At 67.7% G+C, this 23,749-nt stretch carries 21 protein-coding genes and 2 tRNA genes; 9 read left to right on the forward strand and 14 right to left on the reverse strand.

Annotated features, from left to right (window positions below; genetic code table 11):
- Positions 1-14 precede the first annotated feature (14 nt).
- The 7 genes from OQ968_RS06830 to OQ968_RS06860 form a co-directional block, all read right to left on the reverse strand.
- Positions 15-1,187 carry an acyl-CoA dehydrogenase family protein gene (locus OQ968_RS06830; protein WP_324676028.1) on the reverse strand — a complete coding sequence of 391 codons (1,173 nt, stop codon included), beginning with the start codon at positions 1,185-1,187 and terminating at the stop codon, positions 15-17.
- Positions 1,184-3,154 (reverse strand): acetyl/propionyl/methylcrotonyl-CoA carboxylase subunit alpha, encoded by a 1,971-nt coding sequence (locus OQ968_RS06835; RefSeq protein ID WP_324676030.1) that lies wholly within the window; start codon positions 3,152-3,154, stop codon positions 1,184-1,186. Before OQ968_RS06835 ends, OQ968_RS06830 begins: the two co-directional genes overlap by 4 nt.
- 5 nt (positions 3,155-3,159) lie before the next feature.
- Complete coding sequence (locus OQ968_RS06840; protein ID WP_324676032.1) at positions 3,160-4,734, reverse strand: carboxyl transferase domain-containing protein; 1,575 nt, start codon at positions 4,732-4,734, stop codon at positions 3,160-3,162.
- Positions 4,735-4,739: 5 nt separating this feature from the next.
- Positions 4,740-5,384 (reverse strand): CoA transferase subunit B, encoded by a 645-nt coding sequence (locus tag OQ968_RS06845; RefSeq protein ID WP_324676034.1) that lies wholly within the window; start codon positions 5,382-5,384, stop codon positions 4,740-4,742.
- Positions 5,381-6,127 (reverse strand): CoA transferase subunit A, encoded by a 747-nt coding sequence (locus tag OQ968_RS06850; RefSeq protein ID WP_324676035.1) that lies wholly within the window; start codon positions 6,125-6,127, stop codon positions 5,381-5,383. The genes OQ968_RS06845 and OQ968_RS06850 overlap by 4 nt, the downstream gene beginning before the upstream one ends.
- Positions 6,128-6,237: 110 nt before the next feature.
- A complete protein-coding gene (locus OQ968_RS06855; protein ID WP_324676642.1) occupies positions 6,238-7,806 on the reverse strand; it encodes an AMP-binding protein in 1,569 nt (522 codons plus the stop codon).
- Between the two features lie 210 nt (positions 7,807-8,016).
- Positions 8,017-8,676, reverse strand: a complete 660-nt coding sequence (locus tag OQ968_RS06860; RefSeq protein ID WP_324676037.1) for a PadR family transcriptional regulator — start codon at positions 8,674-8,676, stop codon at positions 8,017-8,019.
- A gap of 74 nt (positions 8,677-8,750) precedes the next feature.
- On the opposite strand from OQ968_RS06860, the gene OQ968_RS06865 reads away from it, so the two are divergent.
- The 4 genes from OQ968_RS06865 to OQ968_RS06880 all read left to right on the forward strand — a co-directional run bounded on the left by OQ968_RS06865 (position 8,751) and on the right by OQ968_RS06880 (position 11,731).
- Entirely contained in the window at positions 8,751-9,590 is an 840-nt protein-coding gene (locus OQ968_RS06865) for a maleylpyruvate isomerase family mycothiol-dependent enzyme (protein WP_324676039.1), read from the forward strand.
- Between the two features lie 53 nt (positions 9,591-9,643).
- On the forward strand, positions 9,644-10,180 hold the full coding sequence (locus tag OQ968_RS06870) for an ester cyclase (RefSeq protein ID WP_324676040.1): 537 nt from the start codon (positions 9,644-9,646) through the stop codon (positions 10,178-10,180).
- 85 nt (positions 10,181-10,265) lie between these two features.
- Positions 10,266-10,922 carry a TetR/AcrR family transcriptional regulator gene (locus OQ968_RS06875; RefSeq protein ID WP_324676042.1) on the forward strand — a complete coding sequence of 219 codons (657 nt, stop codon included), beginning with the start codon at positions 10,266-10,268 and terminating at the stop codon, positions 10,920-10,922.
- Between the two features lie 35 nt (positions 10,923-10,957).
- On the forward strand, positions 10,958-11,731 hold the full coding sequence (locus OQ968_RS06880) for an MmpS family transport accessory protein (protein ID WP_324676044.1): 774 nt from the start codon (positions 10,958-10,960) through the stop codon (positions 11,729-11,731).
- A gap of 109 nt (positions 11,732-11,840) precedes the next feature.
- On the opposite strand, the gene OQ968_RS06885 is transcribed toward OQ968_RS06880, so the two are convergent.
- The gene (locus OQ968_RS06885; protein ID WP_324676046.1) at positions 11,841-13,181 is read right to left on the reverse strand and encodes an MFS transporter; all 1,341 of its coding nucleotides are present in this window, start codon (positions 13,179-13,181) and stop codon (positions 11,841-11,843) included.
- Between the two features lie 94 nt (positions 13,182-13,275).
- Between OQ968_RS06885 and cmrA the strand changes: the two genes are divergently transcribed.
- Complete coding sequence (gene cmrA / locus OQ968_RS06890; protein ID WP_324676048.1) at positions 13,276-14,082, forward strand: mycolate reductase; 807 nt, start codon at positions 13,276-13,278, stop codon at positions 14,080-14,082.
- Positions 14,083-14,085: 3 nt separating this feature from the next.
- On the opposite strand, the gene OQ968_RS06895 is transcribed toward cmrA, so the two are convergent.
- Positions 14,086-15,645 carry a helicase HerA-like domain-containing protein gene (locus tag OQ968_RS06895; RefSeq protein ID WP_324676050.1) on the reverse strand — a complete coding sequence of 520 codons (1,560 nt, stop codon included), beginning with the start codon at positions 15,643-15,645 and terminating at the stop codon, positions 14,086-14,088.
- Between the two features lie 98 nt (positions 15,646-15,743).
- On the opposite strand from OQ968_RS06895, the gene orn reads away from it, so the two are divergent.
- Together orn and OQ968_RS06905 are read left to right on the forward strand one after the other, a co-directional pair.
- Positions 15,744-16,394, forward strand: coding sequence for an oligoribonuclease (orn, locus tag OQ968_RS06900; RefSeq protein ID WP_324676052.1), 651 nt, complete (start codon positions 15,744-15,746; stop codon positions 16,392-16,394).
- Between the two features lie 49 nt (positions 16,395-16,443).
- Positions 16,444-16,519, forward strand: a tRNA-His gene (locus tag OQ968_RS06905).
- 107 nt (positions 16,520-16,626) lie between these two features.
- Here OQ968_RS06905 and OQ968_RS06910 read toward each other — a convergent pair.
- Together OQ968_RS06910 and OQ968_RS06915 are read right to left on the reverse strand one after the other, a co-directional pair.
- Positions 16,627-17,823, reverse strand: coding sequence for a L,D-transpeptidase (locus OQ968_RS06910; protein WP_324676054.1), 1,197 nt, complete (start codon positions 17,821-17,823; stop codon positions 16,627-16,629).
- Between the two features lie 144 nt (positions 17,824-17,967).
- Positions 17,968-18,864, reverse strand: a complete 897-nt coding sequence (locus tag OQ968_RS06915) for a DMT family transporter (protein WP_324676056.1) — start codon at positions 18,862-18,864, stop codon at positions 17,968-17,970.
- Positions 18,865-19,114: 250 nt separating this feature from the next.
- Here OQ968_RS06915 and OQ968_RS06920 point away from each other — a divergent pair, with 250 nt between their 5' ends.
- Both OQ968_RS06920 and OQ968_RS06925 read left to right on the forward strand, forming a co-directional pair.
- Positions 19,115-20,353: a GNAT family N-acetyltransferase gene (locus OQ968_RS06920; protein ID WP_324676644.1), complete on the forward strand. Its 1,239-nt coding sequence runs from the start codon at positions 19,115-19,117 to the stop codon at positions 20,351-20,353.
- Between the two features lie 149 nt (positions 20,354-20,502).
- Positions 20,503-20,575: transfer RNA gene (locus OQ968_RS06925), tRNA-Lys, on the forward strand.
- Here OQ968_RS06925 and OQ968_RS06930 read toward each other — a convergent pair.
- The 3 genes from OQ968_RS06930 to OQ968_RS06940 all read right to left on the reverse strand — a co-directional run bounded on the left by OQ968_RS06930 (position 20,541) and on the right by OQ968_RS06940 (position 23,653).
- On the reverse strand, positions 20,541-21,740 hold the full coding sequence (locus tag OQ968_RS06930) for a serine hydrolase (RefSeq protein WP_324676058.1): 1,200 nt from the start codon (positions 21,738-21,740) through the stop codon (positions 20,541-20,543). The two genes, OQ968_RS06925 and OQ968_RS06930, sit on opposite strands and share 35 nt — an antisense overlap.
- On the reverse strand, positions 21,737-23,215 hold the full coding sequence (locus OQ968_RS06935; RefSeq protein ID WP_324676060.1) for a biotin carboxylase: 1,479 nt from the start codon (positions 23,213-23,215) through the stop codon (positions 21,737-21,739). Before OQ968_RS06935 ends, OQ968_RS06930 begins: the two co-directional genes overlap by 4 nt.
- A 210-nt stretch (positions 23,216-23,425) precedes the next feature.
- Positions 23,426-23,653, reverse strand: coding sequence for a DUF3618 domain-containing protein (locus OQ968_RS06940; protein ID WP_324676646.1), 228 nt, complete (start codon positions 23,651-23,653; stop codon positions 23,426-23,428).
- Positions 23,654-23,749: the final 96 nt, after the last annotated feature.

Genomic DNA, 23,749 nt, shown 5'->3' on the forward strand with positions numbered 1-23,749 from the left:
GTCGCCGGCGCGGGTCATGACAGCCCCAGCGAGCGCGCGATGAGCATCAGCTGCACCTCGGTGGTGCCCTCCCCGATCTCGAGCACCTTGCTGTCGCGGTAGTGACGCGCCACCGGGTACTCGTTCATGAAGCCGTAGCCGCCGTGAATCTGGGTGGCGTCGCGCGCATTGTCCATCGCCGCCTCCGAGGAGACCATCTTCGCGATCGCCGCCTCCTTCTTGAATGGCCTGCCCGCCAACATCTTTGCCGCCGCCTCGTAGTACGCCGTGCGGGCGACATGTGCCCGCGCCTCCATCCGCGCGATCTTGAAGCTGATCGCCTGGTAGGAGCCGATCGGCTGGCCGAACGACTGGCGTTCCTTGGCGTACTTGACGCTCTCGTCCACGCAGCCCTGCGCCGCCCCGGTGGCCAGCGCCGCGATCGCGATGCGGCCCTCATCGAGAATGGACAGGAAGTTGGCGTAGCCGGTTCCGCGGGCGCCCAGCAGGTTTTCCTGCGGGACGCGCGCGTCGGCGAACGTCAGCCCGTGGGTGTCCGACGCGTTCCAGCCGACTTTGTTGTAAACCGGCTCGACGGTGAATCCCGGTGTGCCGTTGGGCACGATGATCGTCGAGATCTCCTTCTTGCCGTCGGCGCTTCCGGTGGTTCCGGTGACCGCGGTGACGGTCACCAGCGAGGTGATGTCGGTGCCCGAGTTCGTGATGAATTGCTTGCTGCCGTTGATCACCCACTCGTCACCCTCGAGGCGGGCCGTGGTGCGGGTGCCGCCGGCGTCGGAGCCCGCGCCCGGCTCGGTGAGCCCGAAGGCGGCAAGCGCGCGGCCGGCCGTCAGGTCCGGCAACCACTTTCGCTTCTGCTCCTCACTGCCGTAGCGGTAGATCGGCATCGCGCCGAGACCGACCCCGGCCTCCAGCGTGATCGCCACGGATTGGTCGACCTTGCCCAGCTCCTCGAGCGCCAGTGCCAGCGCGAAGTAGTCGCCGCCCATGCCGCCGTATTCCTCGGGGAACGGCAGACCGAACAGGCCCATTTCGCCCATCTTGGCGACGACCTCGTACGGGAAGCTGTGCTCCTCATCGTGTTTGGCCGATACCGGCGCGACGACGGTGCGCGCGAAGTCGGCGACCGTGTTGCGCAGGTCCTCGTATTCCTTGGGTAACGTCCCCGCGGTAATGGAAGCTGTCATGATCCTTCCTTGATCCGAGCCAGTACCTGATCGACTTTCACTTGATCGCCGACGGAGACCAGCACCTCGACGCACCCCGAAGCCGGGGCGGCCAGCGAATGTTCCATCTTCATCGCCTCGACGACCACCACCACGTCGCCTTCGGAGACCTCGGCGCCGGAGTCCGCCTGGACGGCAATCACGTTGCCGGGCATGGGGCTGACGATCTCGGCCTGTCGCGCGCCCGCCGCGCGGTGGATCTTTTGCTCCTCGGCCTCCCGCAGGTGCCAGGTTCCCCGCTCGTCGGCGATCCACAGGTGCCGGTCGGCCTCGGCCCACCGGTAGTCGCGGCGCAGCCCGTCGAGCGTCACACTCAGCCGCGATCTCTCGACTTGCGCACTCGCGAAACGTATTTCACCGTCGCCGACCTGCACCTCGGCGGCCTCGGGCGGCCCCCACACCGACACCGTCTCGGTGCGCAGCGGGGTGCGCATCGCGGTGCGGACCGGCGCGGCGCCGCCGCCGACGCGCCATCCCGTCGGTGCGGCCCATAGGTCGCCGCGGGCGCGGCGGGCAAGCGCCCACTGGCGGAACATGCCGCCCGCGGCGAGCACGTCGTCGGGCGCCGGCAGCGGCGCGAAGCCGGCCAGCCGCTCGTCCAGCAGCGCGGTGTCCAAATCGCCGGCGCGCACCCGCTCGTCGGCGAGCAGGAAACGGAGAAACTCGACGTTGGTCTGCACGCCCAGGACCGCGGTCCGCGCCAGCGCCCGGTCCAGTCGAGCCAAGGCCTCGTCGCGGTCGGCGCCGTGCGCGATCACCTTGCTCAGCATCGGGTCGTAGTCGCTGCCCACCACGGTCCCGGGCAGCAGCGACGAGTCCACCCGCACGCCGGCGCCGGAGGGTTCGAACACCTGCAGCGCCCGCCCGCCGGTGGGCAGGAATCCCCGCGCGGGATCCTCCGCGTACACCCGGGCCTCGATCGCATGCCCGCGCAGCTCGATGTCGTCCTGCGCAAAAGCCAGCTTCTCCCCCGCCGCGACGCGCAACTGCCATTCGACCAGGTCCAGTCCGGTGACCTCCTCGGTGACCGGATGTTCAACCTGCAGACGGGTGTTCATCTCCATGAAGAAGAATTCGTCGGGGCGGTCGGCGGACACAATGAACTCCACGGTGCCCGCGCCCACGTAATCGACGCTGCGGGCGGTGTTGCAGGACGCCGCCCCGATCCGCGCGCGGGTCTCGGGATCCAGCAGCGGCGAGGGCGCCTCCTCGATGACCTTCTGGTGGCGCCGCTGCAGGCTGCACTCCCGCTCGCCGAGGTGCACGACGTTGCCGTGCGCGTCGGCGAGTACCTGCACCTCGATGTGCCTGGGCCGCAACACGAATCGCTCCAGGAACAACGTGTCGTCGCCGAACGCGGAGGCCGCCTCCCGGCGCGCGCTCACCAGCGCCTCGCGCAGCCGGGCCGGGTCGTCCACCAGCCGCATGCCCTTGCCGCCGCCGCCCGCCGACGGCTTGATCAGCACCGGATAGCCGATCTCGTCGGCGGCCGCGACGAGCTCGTCGTCGCTCAGCCCTGGCTTCGCCACCCCGGGCACCACGGGCACGTCGAAGGCGGCGACGGCGTTCTTGGCGGTGATCTTGTCGCCCATCACCCGAATCGCCCGCGCGGGCGGCCCGAGGAACACCACCCCGGCCCGTTCGCAGGCCGCTGCGAAATCGGCGTTCTCGGAAAGGAACCCGTAGCCCGGGTGGATGGCCTGGGCTCCGGTGCGCGCCGCCGCATCCAGCACGCGGGAGATGTCGAGGTAGCTCTCCCGCGCGGCGGCGGGCCCGAGCCGCACGGCCTCGTCGGCCTCCAGCACGTGCCGCGCGGCGGCGTCGGGGTCGCTGTAGACGGCGACCGACCGGATGCCCAGCCGGCGCAGGGTGCGAATCACCCGCACGGCGATCTCGCCGCGGTTGGCCACTAATACTGTCTCGAACACCGCACTCACATCCGGAAGACGCCGTAGGATACCGGTTCCAGCGGCGCGTGCGCACACACCGAAAGGGCAAGCCCGACAAACATTCTGGTGTCGGCCGGATCGATGATCCCGTCGTCCCACAGCCGCGCGGTCGAATAGTACGGGTTGCCCTGGTCCTCGTACTGCGCGCGGATGGGCGCCTTGAACGCCTCCTCGTCGTCGGCCGACCACGGTTTGCCCGTCGCGGCGAGCTGCTCGCCGCGCACGGTAGCCAGCACCGACGCGGCTTGCTCTCCGCCCATGACCGAGATTCGCGCGTTGGGCCACATCCACAGGAAGCGCGGCGAGTACGCCCGGCCGCACATCGAATAGTTGCCCGCCCCATAGGATCCGCCGATCACCACGGTCAGCTTGGGCACCCGGGCGCAGGCCACGGCGGTGACCATCTTCGCGCCGTGCTTGGCGATGCCGCCAGCCTCGTAGTCGCGGCCGACCATGAAGCCGGCGATGTTCTGCAGAAACAGCAGCGGAATCCGGCGCTTGTCGCACAGCTCGATGAAATGCGCGCCCTTCAAGGCGGATTCGCTGAACAGCACCCCGTTGTTGGCGATGATCCCGACGGGATGGCCGTGGATGCGCGCGAACGCGGTCACCAGCGTCTTGCCGTAGTTGGCCTTGAACTCGCTGAATTCGCTGCCGTCGACCAGCCGCACGATGACCTCGTGCACGTCGTAGGGCACCCGCGGATCGGGGGGCACGACGTCGTAGAGCTCGGCCTGCGCGTGCTTGGGCTCGACCGCGAGCCGCACCTCCCACTGGGCGGGCTCGCGTGGGCCGAACGTGGCCGCGATGGCGCGGACGATCCGCAGCGCGTGCTCGTCGTCGTCCGCGAGGTGGTCGGTCACCCCGGACACCCGGGAGTGCAGGTCGCCGCCGCCGAGCTCCTCGGCGGAGACGATCTCGCCGGTGGCGGCCTTCACCAGCGGCGGGCCGCCGAGAAAGATGGTGCCCTGCTCGCGGACGATGACCGCCTCGTCGCTCATCGCCGGCACGTAGGCCCCGCCCGCCGTGCACGACCCGAGCACCGCGGCCACCTGCGGAATCCCCTTGGCGCTCATGGTCGCCTGGTTGTAGAAGATCCGCCCGAAGTGCTCCCGGTCGGGAAACACCTCATCTTGGCGCGGCAGGAAGGCGCCGCCGGAGTCGACGAGGTAGATGCACGGCAGCCGGTTCTGCAGCGCGACTTCCTGTGCGCGCAGGTGCTTTTTGACCGTCATCGGGTAGTAGGTGCCGCCCTTGACGGTCGCGTCGTTGGCCACCACCACACACTCGCGCCCCGACACCCGGCCGATGCCGGTGATGATGCCCGCACCCGGCGACTCGTCGTCGTACATGCCATTCGCGGCCAGCGGGGCCAGCTCCAAGAACGGGCTGCCCGGGTCGAGCAGCCGGTCCACCCGTTCGCGCGGCAGCAGCTTGCCCCGGCTGACGTGCCGCTCCCGCGCGCGTTCGTTGCCGCCCAACGCCGCGGCGGCAAGCCTGGCGTTCAACTCGCCGACCAGCCGCCGATGCTCATCGGCGAAGGGAGGCGCGGCGGTCACGGAGGTCACGGTGCGGCCGCTCGAATCACAAGGGGTGGTTGAGTTTTGGCGATGACCTCTTCGACCGACACGTCGGGGGCGGTCTCGACCAGGTGCAGGCCGTCGTCGCAGACGTCGATGACCGCGAGCTCGGTGACGATGCGGTTCACGCAGGCGACGCCGGTCAACGGCAACGTGCACCGCTCGAGGATCTTGGGGCTGCCGTCCTTGGCGGCGTGCTCCATCATCACGATCACCTTGCGGGCGCCGTGCACCAGGTCCATCGCGCCGCCCATGCCCTTGACCATCTTCCCGGGGATCGTCCAGTTGGCCAGGTCGCCGGTGGCCGAAACCTGCATGGCCCCCAGCACCGCGACGTCGAGGTGCCCGCCGCGGATGATCCCGAACGACGTCGAGGAGCAGAAGAACGCCGCACCCGGAAGCGTGGTGACCGTTTCCTTGCCCGCGTTGATCAGGTCGGGGTCCAGCTCCTCGCGCCGGGGGTACGGCCCGACGCCCAAAATCCCGTTCTCCGAGTGCAAAATCACGTGGACGCCCTCGGGGATGTGGTTGGGGATCAAGGTGGGCATCCCGATGCCCAGGTTGACGTATTGGCCGTCCTCGAACTCCGCCGCCACGCGGGCGGCCATGTCGTCTCTGCTCCAGCTCATGGCCGCACCGTCTCCTTCTCGATCAGTTTGGTCGGATTGGGCACGTGCACCACCCGCTGCACGAACACACCCGGGGTGTGCACCGTGGCGGGGTCGATCTCGCCGGGCTCGACGAGGTGCTCGACCTCCGCGATCGTGATCGCTCCGGCCGCCGCGCAGTCGGCGTTGAAGTTGGCCGCCGCCTCGCGGTAGACCAGGTTGCCGTGCCGATCGCCCTTCCAGGCGTGCACCAGCGCGAAGTCGGTGCGAATCGCCCGCTCGAGAACGTAGGTGGTGCCGTCGAACTCGCGGGTCTCCTTGGCCGGCGACACGACGGCCACCTCGCCCGAGGCGTCGTAGCGCCAGGGCAACCCGCCGTCGGCGACCTGGGTGCCGACCCCGGCCGGCGTGTAGAACGCCGGTATCCCCATGCCGCCGGCGCGCAGCCGCTCGGCCAGGGTGCCCTGGGGGTTGAGTTCCACTTCGAGCTCCCCGGACAGGAATTGGCGGGCGAACTCCTTGTTCTCGCCCACGTAGGACGCGGTGGTTCGGCGAATCCGCTTGTGCTGCAACAGCACTCCCAGCCCGACGCCGTCGATGCCGCAATTATTCGACACCGTCTCCAGGCCGGTGACGCCGCTGTCGACCAGCGCGGCGATCAGCGCGTCGGGGATGCCGCACACCCCGAATCCCCCAACCGCCAGCGATGACCCGTCGGCGATGTCCGCCACCGCCTCCGCGGCGCTCGCCACCACTTTGTCCATAGCCGCAGGGCCTCCTCGTCGTCGGGCGGTAGCGGGATTTCAGTTAATTTTCATTAACTGGACGAGAATACCATTACCCTCGCCGTCGCGTCCAGGGAGGCACCGGGCGCTCAGTCGATGCCGCGAAGGTGCTCGATGGCCCGCTCGCGCAACTCGGTTTTGCGTACCTTGCCGGTGACGGTCATCGGGAACTCGTCGACGATCCACAGATACCGCGGGATCTTGAACCTGGCGATTCGGCCCGCGCAGAACTCCCGCAGGCCCTCGATGGTCAGCTCCGGCGCCCCGTCGCGCAGCACGACCACGGCCATGAGCTCCTCGCCGTACTTTTCGTCCGGAACCCCGATGACATGGGCGTCGACGATGCCGGGGTGGGTGTGCAGGAACTCCTCGATCTCGTGCGGGGAGATGTTCTCGCCGCCGCGCATGACGATGTCCTTGATCCGGCCGGTGATCCGGACGTATCCGCACGTGTCCATCGCGGCCAGGTCTCCGGTGTGCATCCAGCCGTCGGCGTCGATGACCTCGGCGGTGCGTGCCGGGTCGTTCCAGTAGCCGGCCATCACCGAATAGCCCCGGGTGCAGAACTCGCCGGCGACGTCGCGGGGCACGGTCTCGCCGGTCACCGGATCCACCACCTTGACCTCCAGATGCGGGCCCACCTGGCCGACGGTGCCGACCCGCCGTTCCAGCGAATCGTCCTTGCGCGTCTGTGTGGAGACCGGGCTCGTCTCCGTCATGCCGTAGCAGATCGAGATGCCGCCCATGTGCATGCGCTCGATCACCAGGCGCATCACCTCGACCGGGCAGGGCGCGCCCGCCATGATCCCGGTGCGCAGGCTGCTCAGGTCGTAGTCGGCGAATTCCGGCAGGCCCAGCTCGGCGATGAACATCGTCGGCACGCCGTAGAGGCTGGTGCACCGCTCGGTCTGCACCGCCCGCAAGGTGGCGGCCGGATCGAAGCCGGGCGCCGGAATCACCATGCACGCACCATGACTCGTGGCCGCCAGGTTGCCCATCACCATGCCGAAACAGTGATAGAACGGGACCGGGATGCAAATCCGATCGCGGGCGGTGTAGTCCAGCAGCTCACCAACCAGGTAGCCGTTGTTGAGGATGTTGCGGTGGCTCAGCGTGGCGCCCTTCGGGTATCCCGTTGTGCCCGAAGTGTATTGGATGTTGATCGGGTCGCGGTGGTCCAACCTCGACGCGATTGCGGTCAGCGCGTCGACGTCGGCCTCGGCGCCGGCGAGCTCCTCCCAGCGATCACCGTCCAGCAGCACCACATCCCTCAGGGCAGGGCAGCGCGGCGCCGCCTCGGCCAGCATCGCCGCGTAGTCGGTGGTCTTGAAACTCGCGGCGGCGATCACCATCGCGGCCTCGGATTGTCTTAGCGCATAATCCAATTCGCTCGACCGGTAGGCGGGATTGATGGTCACCAGGATCGCACCGATCTCGGCCGTCGCGTACTGGACGAGCACCCACTCCCAACGGTTCGGCGCCCAGATGCCAACCCGGTCGCCCGCACCGATCCCCGCCCGCACCAAGCCCGTCGCCAATCGGCGCACCGACGCCAGTAATTGGGCGTAACTCCACCGTCGCCCCGCCGCGACGTCGACGAGCGCGTCGGTGCGCGCGTGCCTGGCGGCAGTGGCGGCGAGGTTGGCGCCGATGGTCATCTCGAGCAGCGACGGCTCGCTCGGACCGCGGTCGTATGAAAGATCATCGGCTCCTGCGGCTGCCACCGTTCCTCCGGGTTGTTCGCTACCAACGTAGTCCGCCGCCGCGATCGCCCACCACCGCACCGCGATTCGAGTTAGCTGGTAACGGTGCATCTGCTCGGTCGTATTTTGGTGTCGGAAGGCGTGAGTTGAGAGCGGTGGGAGGGGTCAGTCACGTCGCTCGGTCGTGCGCGGTTGGGGTGTTGCGCAATTTTCGCGCTCGACGAGCTCGTCGAGGATCTCTTTGGTGCGAGGTGTCAAGCCGAGTCCGTCAGTTCGCGGCCAGTTTTTGATTTCCTCCTCCGCGAAGTCGGCGAAATCCATGATGGTATGGAATAGGTCCGAGACAAACCGTGCGCCGAGCGCAGAGATGTGCAGCCGCTCTGGAAACGGAACCTCACCTGCCTGATATTGGCGAAGGATTTCGTTCACGCTGTCGATGTGCTCCTGCGCCCAGCTACGTAAGGCCGCGCCGGCCCGGAGCGCATCCTCGCGATCACCCTGGTCGGCGAACAAAAAACGCAAACATGGCTCGAGTTCGATCCGCGGCAGGCTGCTGGTTTCCCCGAGCCATTCCGTAAGCGCCTGCCGGCCTTCGTCCGTGATTTCGTAACGGTTGCGCGAGCGGCCACCGTTTCGTTCCCGGACGGCTGAGGCCAAACCGCGTGCAACCAGACGGCGAGGCTCCTCGTAGAACACGCTGTCTTCCTTTGGCCAGCAGAATCGCAGGCTCCGCCGACCTTGCTGAGCTAGCTCGTAGCCGGTCCAGGATCGCAAGCTCAGGAGCCCTAAGACGGCATACGACGTCGTGGATAAGCCCGCTCTCACGTAAAAGCACTTTACTCCGGTGCCGGAGTAAGCAATAATGCTCCGGTACCGGAGTATTAATCGGAGGGTCAAGCATGATCAGCAAAAAGGCATGTGTGGCCAACGAGTCGAACCACCCCGTGGCGGGGCCCGATAAGACCCGCGTCTTGGCGGAGTTACCAGCCGCGATGGAACAATTTTGCGGCTTGCTCCTGCATGGCGACGATCTCAACGTCGATGGCATCGGACACTGGTCGGCGTCGGACGTCGCCGCGCATGTGGCGACAGTGTTGGAACTCAATGTCGGACTCGCACGGGGGCGCGTCGTTCCAGTGGCCGCCGTCGAAGCCATACCGGACTGGACCCAAGCTGCGCTCGAAACGGTGGAGGATCGAAGGCCCCAAGCACTTGCTGACCGAATACAAGCCGCGGTCACTCAACTGGCCGACGCGGCGAGCAGCCGGGACGGTGATCCGCGAGTCGCATGGCACGCCGGGCTGTCAATTCCGATCTCCACCGTGCTCGCTCTGATGGTGGGCGAGGCGATGATTCACGGGTGTGACATTGCACGCGCTCTCGGGCGCCGATGGCACATCCCGTCGCCATGGGCGGACACCACATTCCGGGGGATGGTCCAGGTGGTGCCGTTGTATTTTCTCCCGGAGAGGTCGGCGGGTGTGCACGCTCGGCTCGAGATGCGGCTGCGTGGCAGTGAAACTCGTGCGCTCTTCAGCATCGCAGACGGTCGGCTACAGATCGCAGGACCAAATGGCGAACGAGCCGACTGCTATATCTCGGGCGAGCCGGGTGCACTTCTCCTCCTCCTATACGGCCGCACGGGTCAGCTGCGCCCGACTGTCACGGGACGCGTTGTCGCTTGGGGCCGACGACCGTGGCTGGCGATTCGCTTCCCACACATGTTCCGGAACCCCTAAAGAGGGATTCGCCATCGAACAAGTCGGGCCGAAGAGTGGCGAAGGGAAGCGCAATGACCGCAACATTGGACGCAGGCCTGCGTCAATCGCGCGAGGCGACGGTCCTCGCTCACCTGGATGCGGAGACACATCGGGACCTGGAAGCCACGCTCGCGACATTCAGGGCGGGCGCCGCGCGCCTGGAGCTGCCCGGAGGAGAGATCGCCGACGGTCCCGAAGAGGTGGCCGACACCTATCGCGCCTTGTTCGATGCTTTTCCCGACCTGAGCATTCCTGACCTCAAGCCGGGCTCTCTATGCCATCACTGCGATTTGGTGATCGGCGAAACACGCCTGCAAGGCACTCATATGCGGACCTTCCGCGGCCTGCCGCCAACCGGACGCCGAATCGACATGCCACTGGTGGCGATCTTCGTATTCGACGGCCCTGATCTACTCTGCGAACGTGTCTATTGGGACCGCCTCACCCTGTTCATCCAACTCGGAGTCGCACGGGACCCGAACACTGCGGCAGGCAAGCTTGCGACGCTACTCAACCACCCCGTGACAGTGATTCGCGCGGCATTTCGGACCAGACGAAATCACTTGTAGGCCTATACAACTCGCAGCAGTTAATCGCGAATAACCCATGGTATGTTAGTGACGATTAACCGACTGATCATGGACGGAGGCCGCCATGACAGCGTCCGCCCCCGGGGACGGGCTCGACCGGCCCGACGCCCGAAATCGCCGCAGCCAGTTGAAGTCCGACCGGCGCCTGCAGCTGCTGGCGGCCGCCGAACGGCTGTTCGCCGAACGCGGTTTTCTCGCGGTGCGGCTGGAGGACATCGGCGCGGCCGCCGGCGTCAGCGGCCCGGCCATCTACCGGCACTTCCCCAACAAAGAATCGCTGCTGGTGGAGTTGCTGGTCGGGATCAGCGCCCGACTGCTCGCCGGCGCGCAGGAGGTCAAGGCCCGTAGCGCCGACGCCGCCGCGGCGCTGGACGGCCTCATAGATTTTCACCTCGACTTTGTGCTGGGCGAGCCGGACCTGATCCGCATTCAGGACCGCGACCTGGCCCACCTGCCCGAGGCCGCCGAGAAGCAGGTGCGCAAGGCCCAGCGCCAGTACGTCGAGATCTGGGTGGGCGTGCTGCGCGAGCTGAACCCCGAACGGGCCGAAGCCGACGCCCGGCTGACGGCCCACGCGGTGTTCGGCCTGTTGAACTCGACGCCGTACAGCATGAAGGCGGGCGATGATTCGCGCGGCAAGCCGGCGGGGCCGGAGCGATCCCGCGCGGTGATGCGGGCGATGACGGTCGCCGCATTGCTGGCCAGTGACCGGAGTCAGTAGCCGCCGCCGGGTACCCTGCAAGCCATGAGGTGGACATGAACGATCCACGTCGGCCGGAGTGGTTCAGTCCCCCTCTTGCGGGGTCCGGACCGGCCGCGCCGCAAGGCCCGCAAAGTTCGCCGCCCGTCGATCCCGCCTATGCCGGGCAAGCACCCTATGCGCCCACCTACGGCGGCGGGTACAGCCCGCAATGGACGCAGAACCCGACCGATCAGCTGCCTGCGTACTGGCAGCAGGGCCAAACCCCACCGGGTGAGACACCCACCGAGATCCTGGGTCCCCCTCCGCCGCAAGGCCCGAAAACGCCGCGCTGGTTGTTGATCGGCGCCGGCGTGGCGGTGCTGCTGGTCGTGGCGCTGGTGATCGCCCTGGTGCTTGCCAACGGCGCGGTGAAAAACCAGACCGCCGTGCCGCCGTTGCCCGCCATGCCCGGATCGAGCCCGGAGACCACCACCCCGACCACCCGGACGTCGCCGCGCTCACACTACCCGCTGCCGCCGCCCACCGTCTCGACCGCGCCGACCGAGACCACCGGGCCCGCCGTGATGCAGAGCGTCGTCTACGACGTCAGCGGCGACGGGCGCGCGATCAGCATCACCTACTGGGACACCGGCGACGTCATACAGACCGAGTTCAATGTGGCGCTGCCGTGGAGCAAGCAGGTCAGCCTGTCGAAGTCGGCCGCCCATCCGGCCAGCGTCACGATCATCAACATCGGCCACAACGTGACCTGCACGCTCACGGTCGACGGCGTCCAGGTGCGCCAACGGGTCGGGGCGGGCATCACGATCTGCGACGCCGGACACTAGTGCTGAGTCGCTAATTCGTCGGCAGAGATCGGCTCGCCGAACGTGTGGCATATGGACGAAAAGCCCGTCGTTCTGTGTGCACGTGCCCCACGCTCGACGCGGGGCGCTACTAGGAGGGCTCCAAGGCGGCGCGGTGGCGCGGCGGGACGCGGACCATCAGCATCCCCAGCAGCCCGGCGATCAGCACCAGCGAGATGCCGCCCAGGCCGGCACGAATGGCGCCGAACACGTCGACGAAGACCGAGAACAACCACGGCGCCAGGAAGGCGACCGCGCGTCCCGTCATCGTGTAGAGGCCGAACGCCACCCCCTCCCTGCCGTGGTGCGCCATGTGCAGCAGCAGGGCGCGCGCCGACGACTGCGACGGCCCGATGAACATGCACAGCAGCAGCCCGCACACCCAGAACGCCACGGGGCCCGACAGCACCATCAGGGTGAGCGCCATCGCGACGATCGCCACCAGCGACCCCACGATCACCGGTTTGGACCCGATGCGGTGGTCGACGAACCCGCCGAGCACGGCGCCCACCGCGGCCACCACGCTGGCCACCACCCCGAAGATCAGCACGTTGGCCTGCGAGATGCCGTAGACGCTGACACCCAGCACGGCGCCGAAGGCGAAAATCGCCGCCAGCCCGTCGCGGAAGAGCGCGCTGGCGCCGAGGAAGTAGACCAGGTTGCGGTCGCGCCGCCACTCCGCGGAGACCTCCCGCCACAGCTTGCGGTAGCCGCCCAGCATGCTGGTGGGCCGGTGCGCCTCGGCCGTGTCGGGCAGCCGCTGGGCGACCACCAGCAACGGCAGCGCCAGCACCGCCAGCCACGCCGCGGCGGCCAGCATCGCCTCGCGGACGTAGAGCCCGTCGGCGACGGGAACCCGCAGCAGCCCGCGCACCGCGCCCGGGCCGGAGCCGGACCCGGAGATGAAGCCCGTGTATATCACCAACAACAGCACGACGCTGCCGAGATAGCCTGCCGCCCAACCGAACCCGGAGATCCGGCCCGCCGTCGACGGCGTCGAGAGCTGACGCAGCATCGCGTTGTACGGGACGCTGGCCAGGTCACCGCACGCCGCCGTCGCCCCCAACAGCACCAGCCCCGCCCACAGGTAGGCCGGGCGGTCGCGGATGAAGAACATCGAACACGTCAGCGCCACCGCCAGGCCGGTCAACACGCTCAGCACCACGCGCCTGCGATGCGGGGATTCCACCCACACGCCGACGACGGGCGCCAGCAGCGCGACGGTCAGCCCGGCTACGGCCCCCGCGCGGCCCAGCCAGCTCGCCGGCGTGGTCGGCCCGGGCAGGCCCACCCCCACGCTGCTGGTCAGGTAGACGGAGAACACAAACGTCGCCACGATCGCGTTCAAGCCGGTGGATCCGGTGTCCCACAACGCCCACGCCACCACCCGAGAGGGGGCAACCGTGCCCGGACCCGAATCCGGCCGACTCATGCCCGGCACTCTATGTGTTGGGCATCTGATGCGCAGCGACCCGCCTCGCCCGGCTGCGCCGCGCTTGCGATCGCTGCGTGTCTACGATTGGCGCATGCCGATACCCGCGCCCAGCCCCGACGCGCGCGCCGTTGTCACCGGAGCTTCGCAAAACATCGGCGAGGCGTTGGCCACCGAGCTCGCCGCGCGCGGGCACAGCCTGATCGTCACCGCGCGACGCGAGGACATCCTGACCGACCTGGCCGCTCGCCTGGCCGACAAGTATCGCGTCACCGTGGAGGTGCGACCGGCCGACCTCGCCGACCCGGCCGAGCGGGCGAAACTGTGCGACGAGCTGGCCGCCCGCCCGATCTCGATCCTGTGCGCCAACGCGGGCACCGCGACATTCGGCCCGCTCGCGGAGCTCGACCCGGCCGGCGAGAAGGCTCAAGTGCAGCTCAATGTCCTTGGGGTGCATGATCTTACGTTGGCGGTGCTACCCGGCATGATCGAGCGCGGGGCCGGCGGCATCTTGATATCCGGCTCGGCGGCGGGCAATTCGCCGATCCCCTACAACGCCACCTACGCGGCCACCAAGGCGTTCGTGAACACCTTCAGCGAATCGCTGCGCGGCGAGCTGCGCGGCTCGGGGGTGCACGTCACGCTGCTGGCGCCCGGCCCGGTGCGCACCGACCTTCCCGACGACGCCGAAGCCACCCTGGTCGAGAGGCTGGTGCCCGACTTCCTGTGGATCTCCACCGAGCACACCGCCCGCCTGTCGCTGGATGCGTTGGCGCGCAACAAGATGCGCGTCGTCCCGGGGCTGACGTCGAAGGCGATGTCGGTGGCCAGCGGGTACGCCCCCCGCGCGATCGTCGCGCCCATCGTGGGCAGCTTCTACAAGAAGCTCGGCGGCGGGTAGTCGTTATTTCCGGCGACGTCCGGTGCCGAACTTGGCTTTGATGATCTCGCGAATCCCCATGTGCACGGCGCCTTGCACGTCCGGATCGTGCCACAGCCTTTCTAACAGGCTGGGCCCCTTGGGCTCCGCCGGTTCCGGCATCGGCGGCGGTGGCTCGTTCGCCGGGACCGGCGGGAAGTCGGACTGGGCTTGCGGGCGTTGGGCTTCTCCGGCCTTCGGGCTCGGCACCGGCGCTGACTCCTGCGTGGCGGTCTGACCGTACGTCTGATACAGCTTGCTGCTCTTCGCGGCTTTCGTGATGTCATCGGTGCCGATCGAGGCCATCAGCGACCGGGGCACCCGCATGCGGGTCCACGCGACCGGCGTCGGGGCGCCCTTCTCGGACAGCACCGTGACGACGGCCTCCCCGATCCCCAGCGACGTCAGCGCCGACTCCAGCTCGTACACATCGGTTTTCGGGTAGGTGCGCACGGTCCTGGACAGCGCCTTCTGGTCGTCGGGCGTGAACGCCCGCAGCGCGTGCTGAATTCGCGCTCCCAGCTGGGAGAGCACGTCGTTGGGGATGTCCGTGGGCAACTGGGTGCAGAAGAACACACCGACGCCCTTGGATCGGATCAGCTTGACGGTCTGCTCGACCTGCTCGAGGAAGGCCTTGGACGCGTCGGCGAACAGCAGGTGGGCCTCGTCGAAGAAAAACACCAACTTGGGCTTGTCCACGTCACCGACCTCGGGCAGTTTCGCGTACAGGTCGGCGAGCAACCACATCAGGAAGGTGGAGAAGATTACCGGACGCACCGACTGACCGGTGAACTCGAGCAGCGAGATGATGCCCTTGCCCTGGTCTTCGTGCAGCAGATCGTTCGGATTGAGGTTGGGCTTGCCGAAGAACGTGTCCCCGCCCTCGGCGTCGAGGTTCACCAGTGCCCGCAGGATCACGCCCGCCGTCGTCGCGGACACGCCGCCCAGGGATTTCAGGGCCTCCTTGCCCTCGTCGCTGGTCAGGTAGCTGATGACACCGCGTAGATCGTTCGTGGTGACCAGCTCCCGGTTTTGGTCCTTGGCCCAATGGAAGATCAGCCCCAGCGTCGATTCTTGAGTAGCGTTGAGCCCCAACACTTTTGACAACAAGACGGGGCCGAAGCTATCCACGGTCGCGCGCACCGGCACGCCTATTCCGTTGGTGCCCAGCGACAAGAACTCCACCGGGAATCCCGTCGGCTCCCAATCGTCGCCGGTGTCCTTGGCGCGGGCGGCGGTCTTGTCGTCGGCCACCCCCGGCCTGGACAGCCCGGACAGGTCGCCCTTCACGTCGGCCATCAGCACGGGCACCCCCTGGCCGCTGAGCTGTTCGGCGATCAGTTGCAGCGTCTTGGTCTTGCCGGTTCCGGTTGCCCCGGCGACCAGGCCGTGCCGGTTGATGGTGGCCAGCGGGATGCGGATCTGCGCGGTCGGGTCAGCCTGCCCGTCGACGACGACGGTGCCCAATTCCAGTGCCTGGCCCTGCACGGCGTAGCCGCTGGCGATCCGCTGGGCAGCCCCGCCGGCCGCTGATTCGGTGCTCATCGTGGCGCGCCCCTCTCCCCCGTACTTCTTGGCAACGCTCACCCTACTTGCCAGGGGGATGCGGGTGCAGGGCCCGACGTGCGCCTACGCTGAGCGCTGTGCGGGACGAATTGGTGTGGATCGACTGCGAGATGACCGGGCTCGACCTGGGTTCGGACAAGCTGATCGAGATCGCGGCGCTGGTCACCGATGCCGATCTGAACATCCTCGGCGACGGCGTGGACGTGGTGATCCACGCCGACGACGCCGCGCTGTCGTCGATGATCGACGTGGTCGCCGAAATGCACTCGCGCTCGGGCCTGATCGACGAAGTGAGAGCATCTACCGTCGACCTGGCGACCGCCGAGGCGATGGTGATGGACTACGTCAGCAAGCACGTCAAGCAGCCCAAGACGGCGCCGCTTGCGGGCAACTCGATCGCCACCGATCGATCGTTCATCGCCCGCGACATGCCCAAGCTGGACACGTTTCTGCACTACCGGATGATCGACGTCAGCTCGATCAAGGAACTCTGCCGGCGCTGGTACCCGCGCATCTACTACGGTCAGCCGGTCAAAGGGCTCGCGCACCGGGCGCTGGCCGATATCCACGAGTCCATCCGCGAGTTGAAGTTCTACCGGCGGACCGCATTCGTGCCCCAACCGGGACCTTCTACCAGCGAAATCGAGGCGGTGGTCGCCGATCTCGGGGGTGTCGCGGGGGGCCCACCGGAGGAAATCGATTCGGCCGCCGAGCCACCGACCCGCTAGTATCGACGTCGCCGCTCATCGGCCCGAATCGGGCCGGCTCGCGGCGATGGTGGCTGTAGTTCAGCTGGTAGAGCACCAGGTTGTGATCCTGGGTGTCGCGGGTTCGAGTCCCGTCAGCCACCCCAAAGTCGGGGCGTTAGCCCTCGCGCCAGACTGCAACTAACGACGGTCCTTCTCGGCCGTTGCGTCGCGGAATGCAGTTTCGCGAACCGCTCAGCGGCGGCAGCCACGCTCACGTGTTGGCGTTGCCGGCCTTCCACACCGGCCAGGGCACGTTCCAGTCGCCCAGCCCCTCGGTGCCCGGCAGCGTCGGGCCCACGGTGTGGACCACCTCGACGATGTCCCCGCTCTTGCTGTGGTCGTAGAACCACTCGGCGTTGCTGGGACTGACGTTCAGGCAGCCGTGACTGGTGTTGGTGTGGCCTTGGGCGCCGACCGACCACGGCGCGGAGTGCACGAAGACGCCGCTGTAGGACATCTGCGTGGCCCAGTCGACCTCGGTGCGATATCCGTTGGGCGAGTTGACCGGAACGCCGTAGGTCGACGAATCCATGATGATGTGCCTGAACCGCCCGCCGATGATGTACACGCCGTTGGCGGTCGGGGTGCTGTCCTTGCCCATCGACGTCGGCATGGTCCTGACGACTTCGCCGTTGACGCGCACGGTCACCGTCTTGGTGGTGTCGTCGGCGGTCGAGATGACCTCGTCGCCGATGGTGAAGTGCGTCTTGACGTTGTCCTCGCCGAACATCCCGTCACCCAGGTCGACGCCGTAGGTGTTCACCGCCACGTCGACGGTGGTACCCGGCTTCCAGAAATGCTCTGGGCGCCAACGCACTTCGCGGTTGTTCAACCAGTAGAACGCGCCCTCGACGGGCGGGTTGGTGGTGATTTTGACGGCCTTCTGCGCCGCGGCGCGGTCCGCGATGTTCTCGTCGAACCGGATCGCCACCGGCTGGCCGACGCCCACCACCTCGCCGTCGGCGGGGTAGACGTAGGGCATGGTCAGGTGGGCGGGGGAACTGGTCGCGAAGCTCATCTGCCGGTTGGCCGCACCACCGAGCCCGAGCGCCTTCACGTTCAGCGTGTAGCGCCTGTTGTAGCCGAGCTGCTCGGTGGTCGACCAGCGCAGGCCGTCGGGGCTGAGCTGCCCGCTGATCGACTTGCCGTTCTCGTTGACCATGGTGACCGACGCCAGCACGCCGTCGGCAACGCTGACCGTCACGGGCGCATCCACGGTGACCCCGACGGCACCGTCGCTCACCGAAGAGGTGAGCTTGGGGACCAGCAGGTCGGCAAACGGTGTGCCCTTGTCGAAGATGACCTTCGCGGGCGCGGCGGCCGGGTGGCTGCCGCAGCCGACGCCGACCATAGCAAACACAATCATGGCTACGAGCAGCCATGATCGGTGTCTGCGCAAAGGCGTCATCGAGCGGCCTTTCGAATTGATCGGCTTGGTTTGGTCACCGCTGACCGGAAACAGTGCAAGCATTCTAATGGCTTCCGACGACGGTCCACGCCGACATGGACGGCTCAATGCCATTCGGTGTCACAATTGCGACAAATACGGTGACTATGCCGGTTGGCGGACGCGCCTTCGCCGCTTCGAGGCGACCCTGTCCCGGGTCGCGACGGCCTCGACCCTGGCCAGTTTGACGATGGCCGCCGCCATCACCAGCGCCGCCGCCACCAGGGCAACGATCCCGGCGCCACCGGTGTTCAGCGTCTCGCTGAGGACGACGACGCCCAGCACCGCCGCCACCACCGGCTGCGACATCTGCAGGGTCGGCATCGACGCGGTCAAGGGCCCGGCCCTAAACGCCGACTGGCTCCACAGCACGCCCCCCGCCGCGGCCAGCAGCGCGGCATAGAGCTCGGGGGTTCGGACGACCGCCCATCCGCCATCGCCCAGGTGAGCCACGACCTCCTTGGTCAGCGCCGCGAAGACGCCCCACAGCGAGCCCGACACGAAGGCGAACAGCACCGCGGCGACGGAACCACCCCGGATTCGGCCGGCCACGACGCACGCGGCCAGCAGCGGCCCGAGGACCGCCGCCACGACCGCCCAGGTCTGCAGCGCTGCGCCGGCGCGGCCGGCCTGCGGATTGCCGACGACGACGATCACGATCACCGCGGCGGTGAGCAAGCCGGCCCACGTCCACTCGCCGCCGCTCACCGTGCGGTGGTACAGCCTGGCATTGATCGGCAGCGCAAACAGCAGCGAAAGCATCAGCAACGCCTGCACCAGCAGCACCGAACCCCGACCCAGCGCGGCCGCCTGCAGCGCGATGCTTGCCACCAGCAGCACCGCGCCCCACCACCACCGCCGGTTGCGGAGCAGCCCGGCCAGCAATTCGATGTCGCCGACCGACCGGTCGGTGATGCAGTGAGCCGCGCGCTGCTGAAGCACGTCACCGGCAGCGATGCAAAGCGCCGACCCCAGCGCCAGCAGGGCGGCGACCCCGGACATCAGGAAGACTCCCCCTCGAGCGCGATGACGCGCCGCGGCGCGGCGATGGCAAGCCGAGTGATTCCTTGCAGCATCGCGTACCGCTATACCCGCAAAGTGGACGGCTGACGCGTCGCGGCGCGAACCGGGGCCAGGTTTCGGCTCCGCATCACTCGGGTATCGCACCCAACGACACCCCATCGATATGCGGATTCGGTGCGCGTGTGCCGAACGGCCGGTTTTGCTGGGTGAGAAGCGGATTGGATGGGCGATGAACATAACGGATGACGCCATCAGGATCAGACATCCAACCGAAGACGACTGGGAGGCGGTCTACGAGAACCAGGCCCGCGCTTTCGGAGATCCCGTGGGGGCGAAAGACATTGAGGCGTGGAAACGCCGGGTCAAGCTCGAGGACATTCTGATCGCCGAGGATCACTCCGATCCCCGTCGGCCATTCCTGGTCGGGACGTCGATCATCTACCGCACGCAACTCACCGTGCCGGGCGGTGCTCGCCTGCGGGCGGCGTGGCTGACGATGATCGCCGTCGCGTCGACGCACCAGGACGAGGGAATATGGGGCCGGCTCAGCGCGGAGGGACTGGGCAAACTGCTGGAGCGCGGCTATCCGATCATCTGCGGTGTTCCGACCCAAACCGCGATGTACGACAACTTCGGCGCGGGCGTGGCGAGCTACAGCCGCAGTTACTCCATCGACCGCCGCTCGGCGAAGCTGCGGGAGGCACCGAGCGAATATCGGGCGCGCGAGGCCAACGCTTCGGGTGCGCGACGGCATTTGCCGGAAATCTACGAACGGTGGTGCGCCGTAACCCCTGGGGCCGTGGAGCGCGACAACGCCTGGTGGACAGACCATTTGGAAGACAGGCCGACGCAGCGAGGCAACGCATCCGCGCTGAATTGCACGATTCACCCGGACGGCTTTCTGACGTATCGAATCATCACCGAGACGCAACACGGGTTTCGGCCGCCGTTGGGCACCGTCGTCGTGCAAGACTTCTGCCCCATCACAGACGAAGCCCATACCGAACTGCTGCAGACGTTGTTGGTTTTGGAGATGTTCGACGACGTCGAGATCGATGTGCCCGTCGACGATCCGCTTCCGCTCAAACTTCGCGACCAGCGTGCCGCTCACACCACCGGCGTGAACGATTTTCTGTGGGTACGCATCAACGACGTGCCCGAGGCGCTCGGTGCCCGCGAGTACTTTGCCGATGCCGAGGTGGTACTGGAAGTCTCCGATCCGCTCGACCTCGCCGGAGGACGATTCCTGCTGCAGGCTCGCGATGGTGCGGGGAAGTGTGCGCCGCACGACGGGCCGGCGGACGTGAGGCTCGGCCTGGGCGACCTGGCGACGATCTTCATGGGCGCGCATTCGGCCTCCCAGCTGCTCCGGGCGAACCGCGTCGCCGAGCTGCGGCCGGGTGCGGTGCGCGAGCTGGATACCGCCTTCCGCACCGACCGGGCCCCGTACTGCGGGACGCTGTTCTGACGTCGCTCTGTATGTGCCCCACACCTTTCCGGGCGTCGCCGACCGTCGCGATACGACCGCGCGCGGCTCAGCAGCTACTCTGGATGGAGTCGGGATTTCGCTACGCGGCAGGACGCCTGTTATTGTCGCGTACGCGGTCTCGGCCGTCCGCGCCGTTAGCTCAGTTGGTAGAGCAGCTGACTCTTAATCAGCGGGTCCGGGGTTCGAAACCCTGACGGCGCACTACCGCCAGTTCGTGTGCAACCGCATCGAATGCGCGCAGCGTGTCCAGCATGTGCGGCTCGTGAGAGTGCGGCTGGGTGGACAACTTGGCGGCGACCATCTCCGCGGCGCGGTTGACGTAGATCATCTGGCCGCACATTCCCAGGCACAACACGACGTTGCTGCCCGGGTAGGGGAACCACATCTGGTTGCGGTACATCCCGCCCGGCAATTCGATGTCGTCGGGGCTGGCGGCGAAGGCCTGACGGGAGTCGGGGCCGCCGTCGAGGGTGTCGGCGATCCACGCCGCGGGCATCACTTGGTCGCCGGTCAGCGAGACGCCGTCGCGCAGGAGCATCGACCCGAACCGGATCATGTCGGTCAGGCAGGCGTTGACGCCGCCGTCGAACAATCCGGTGCCGGCCGAGTCGACCCCGATGGAGGCGTCGCATTGGGCACCGATGCGGCTCCACAGCAGTTCCGACATCAGTTCGGGCATCCGCTGGGCGCCGGCCACCTCGCAGATCCAGCCCAGCACATCGGTTTCACACGAGCGATATTCGAACGGGCCGCCGTGCGCCGACTTCCGCCTCAGCGTCAGCAGGAAGTCCTGCAGCGTGGACGCGGCATCCGGACTGCTCTTGGGCTGCCACCCCATCGCCTGCTCGAGGACGTGTATCTCCGCGGCCGGGTCGTCATAGTCTTCCGAGAACGCGATGCCCGACCTCATGTCCAGCAGGTGACGCACCGTCGCACCGGCGTAGCCGCTGTTCGCCAGGGCCGGAACGAACGCCGTGACCGGCGCGTCCAGCTCGATCGCCCCGGCCCCGTGCAGCGCGCCGACGACGGCGGCCACCAGCGACTTGCTCACCGAGAACAGCAGGTGCCGGGTTTGGGCCGCCAACCCGTCGAGATACTCCTCGGCCACCAGCGACCCGCGGTGGGCGACGGCCCATCCGTCGGTGGCGGTGGCGGCCATCACCGCGCCGACGGTGGTGGTCCTCCCGTGAGTGCTGGTCACCGGGATGCCGGCCACCGGGGCGCTGGCGGCGGGCAACGCCGCGACCGGCCCGGTCCCGCGCGAGATGAGCGCGGTCGGCACGAAGTCCTCGACGTGCTGGAACGACCAATGCGAGTAGGGCGGCGACAGCCAGTTGTCCAGTGAGATGCCGGCGGGGACGCTCACGCTCGTGCGACGAGCCGCGAGACGATCGGCGTGGCCGGCGCCAGCGGCGTCGACGCGAACTTCGCCTTGATGCCCTTGATCCAGCGCTGGCAGCGCTCGGTGAGCTGGTAGTCCGGGTTCTGCAGGTGGCCGCGGGTGACGAGCACGCCGAGTTGGGCGCCCTCGGTCCGCAGGTCGCCGGGCGCCGCGACACGCAGGTAGAAGGCCTCGGACCCGTCGAGCAGCGTGGCCCAGTCGTTGGCGGACCGGGCGAAGGTGACGCGCCCGTCGTCGTCGATGCGCCACACACCGGTGCGCGGCGTCGCGGTGAACAGCTCGACATCGGGTGAGGTCTCGCTGATGATCACCTGGCCCCAGACCTCGTCCTCGCCGTAGCCACGCTCCCAGCGCGAGTTGATCTCGTCGATGTCGAGCTGGTACTCCACGGCCATGTATTCGAGCAGGTGGAAGAGGAAAAGCGGCATGTCGGCGTAGGCCTCGGTGGTCAGGTTCGTCATCGGGCTGGCGCCGCTCAGGCGCGGGTTCACCTCGCCCAGGTAGAGCTCGTCGGAGTCCAGGTCGTGCAGCAGGTCCACCTCGAAGTAGCCGCGGTAGCCCTCGCGGCTCAGGATGTCGCCGAGCTTGCGCACCATCTCCCGCGCGGCGTGGGTCTGGGCGGGCGGCAGGACCTCGCGCCAGACGTCGTTGCCGCACCAGCCGCCCTTGCGCGGCGTCAGCTCCGGATAGCCCACCAGACTCGTCATCGCGGGGCCGATCACGGTGCCGTGGCGGGTCACGGTGCCCTCGATGCACACCTCGACATTGCGGATGCGCTTCATCACCTTGACTTCCTGCCCGGCCAGGTCAGCCGCGTGCTCGTCCCAGTCGCGCTGGCCGCGCACGAAGAACACCGCGCTGCCGGCGTCGCCGTAGGCGGCCACGACGACGAGGTCGTCCCCCAGCCCGGCGCTGTGCGCGAGCGCCGACAGCTCGTCGTAGGAGCCGACCCGCCCGATCGCATGCGGCACGCTTTGCACGCCCGCCTCGTCGGCCAGGCGCGTCATGACGAGCTTGGAGCCCAGCCGATGGCGCAGCTCCGCCGGCGGGTGCATGACCTCGAGACCCGCCTGGCGCGCCAGGGCCTGGGTCTCCTCGTCGAGCATCACGAAGCAGGCCTTGCCGCCGGGGCCTCGGCCCGCGATGAACTCGAGTGTCTCCGGGTCGCGCAGGAGGTGGTTGCACACGTCCCCCATGGACTCGAAGTCGATGCGGTCGCGCCGGCGGGGCACGAACACGCGCGAGTGAGTGCCCTCGAAAGAGTCAAAGTACGTCAGGTAGAAGAAGTTTCGCACCCAACGGTCGATGCCCAGCAGGTTGAACGGGGTCGGCGAGATGAAATACAGCGGCACGGTGTTGGTGTGAAAGAACGCGCGTACGTCCGAGAGGCCGTTGAGCAGGCGAGTCCCGGGCTCGGTTCCGCCGGTGGGCACGCTCATGTGGTTGCCGCCGGGGGCGGGAGCGCCGGGGTCGGCGCGGTGACGCTGAAATCAAATACCTTCATGCCACCAGTGTGGACTGGCCCCTGGCCGCGCGAAAGTGTGGCATGCCCGGACGCCAGCCGGTACCGGAATCGACCGGCCGTCATACGGGCTTTTGCATCGCCAATCGCGTTGTCGCACAGTCAAGTTGAGCGGCAGACCGGCGGCTCAGCGGTTCCTGATCCGACGGACGACCACGACCACGACCACCGACCCGATCCCCACCAGCGAGATGGCGACCGCGGGCTTCGTCACGAACGCGATCACCTGGGCCTTGAGGTCGTCGGCGAGGCGACGGGGGTTTGCCCGCTCTGCAAGGGAGTCGACGGTGGACGCCAGCTGGTCGCGGGCGACGTCGATGTCCCGCTTGATGGTCTCGGGGTCCCGATCCGCCACGTCTTCCTCCAAGTCGCCCACAATCCGGCTGATACACCTGCCCGCACTACCCTAGATCAGCCGACGATGACCCCACGATCGGAGTGAACAGAAAGG

Source organism: Mycobacterium sp. 663a-19 (assembly GCF_035616495.1).
Taxonomy (GTDB): Bacteria; Actinomycetota; Actinomycetes; order Mycobacteriales; family Mycobacteriaceae; genus Mycobacterium.

What these genes read in the sequence shown, in the direction of transcription:
- OQ968_RS06855 (WP_324676642.1), bottom strand. Translation starts at nt 7,806, where the DNA reads ATGACCATCGGCGCCAACCTCGCCGCCACTGCCGCCAGGCACGCGCGC.
- OQ968_RS06880 (WP_324676044.1), top strand. Translation starts at nt 10,958, where the DNA reads ATGAACGATCCACGTCGGCCGGAGTGGTTCAGTCCCCCTCTTGCGGGG.
- OQ968_RS06910 (WP_324676054.1), bottom strand. Translation starts at nt 17,823, where the DNA reads ATGACGCCTTTGCGCAGACACCGATCATGGCTGCTCGTAGCCATGATT.
- OQ968_RS06850 (WP_324676035.1), bottom strand. Translation starts at nt 6,127, where the DNA reads ATGGACAAAGTGGTGGCGAGCGCCGCGGAGGCGGTGGCGGACATCGCC.
- OQ968_RS06915 (WP_324676056.1), bottom strand. Translation starts at nt 18,864, where the DNA reads ATGTCCGGGGTCGCCGCCCTGCTGGCGCTGGGGTCGGCGCTTTGCATC.
- OQ968_RS06845 (WP_324676034.1), bottom strand. Translation starts at nt 5,384, where the DNA reads ATGAGCTGGAGCAGAGACGACATGGCCGCCCGCGTGGCGGCGGAGTTC.
- cmrA (WP_324676048.1), top strand. Translation starts at nt 13,276, where the DNA reads ATGCCGATACCCGCGCCCAGCCCCGACGCGCGCGCCGTTGTCACCGGA.
- OQ968_RS06920 (WP_324676644.1), top strand. Translation starts at nt 19,115, where the DNA reads ATGAACATAACGGATGACGCCATCAGGATCAGACATCCAACCGAAGAC.
- OQ968_RS06875 (WP_324676042.1), top strand. Translation starts at nt 10,266, where the DNA reads ATGACAGCGTCCGCCCCCGGGGACGGGCTCGACCGGCCCGACGCCCGA.
- OQ968_RS06830 (WP_324676028.1), bottom strand. Translation starts at nt 1,187, where the DNA reads ATGACAGCTTCCATTACCGCGGGGACGTTACCCAAGGAATACGAGGAC.
- OQ968_RS06935 (WP_324676060.1), bottom strand. Translation starts at nt 23,215, where the DNA reads ATGAGCGTGCCCACCGGCGGAACCGAGCCCGGGACTCGCCTGCTCAAC.
- OQ968_RS06895 (WP_324676050.1), bottom strand. Translation starts at nt 15,645, where the DNA reads ATGAGCACCGAATCAGCGGCCGGCGGGGCTGCCCAGCGGATCGCCAGC.
- OQ968_RS06865 (WP_324676039.1), top strand. Translation starts at nt 8,751, where the DNA reads ATGATCAGCAAAAAGGCATGTGTGGCCAACGAGTCGAACCACCCCGTG.
- OQ968_RS06870 (WP_324676040.1), top strand. Translation starts at nt 9,644, where the DNA reads ATGACCGCAACATTGGACGCAGGCCTGCGTCAATCGCGCGAGGCGACG.
- OQ968_RS06885 (WP_324676046.1), bottom strand. Translation starts at nt 13,181, where the DNA reads ATGAGTCGGCCGGATTCGGGTCCGGGCACGGTTGCCCCCTCTCGGGTG.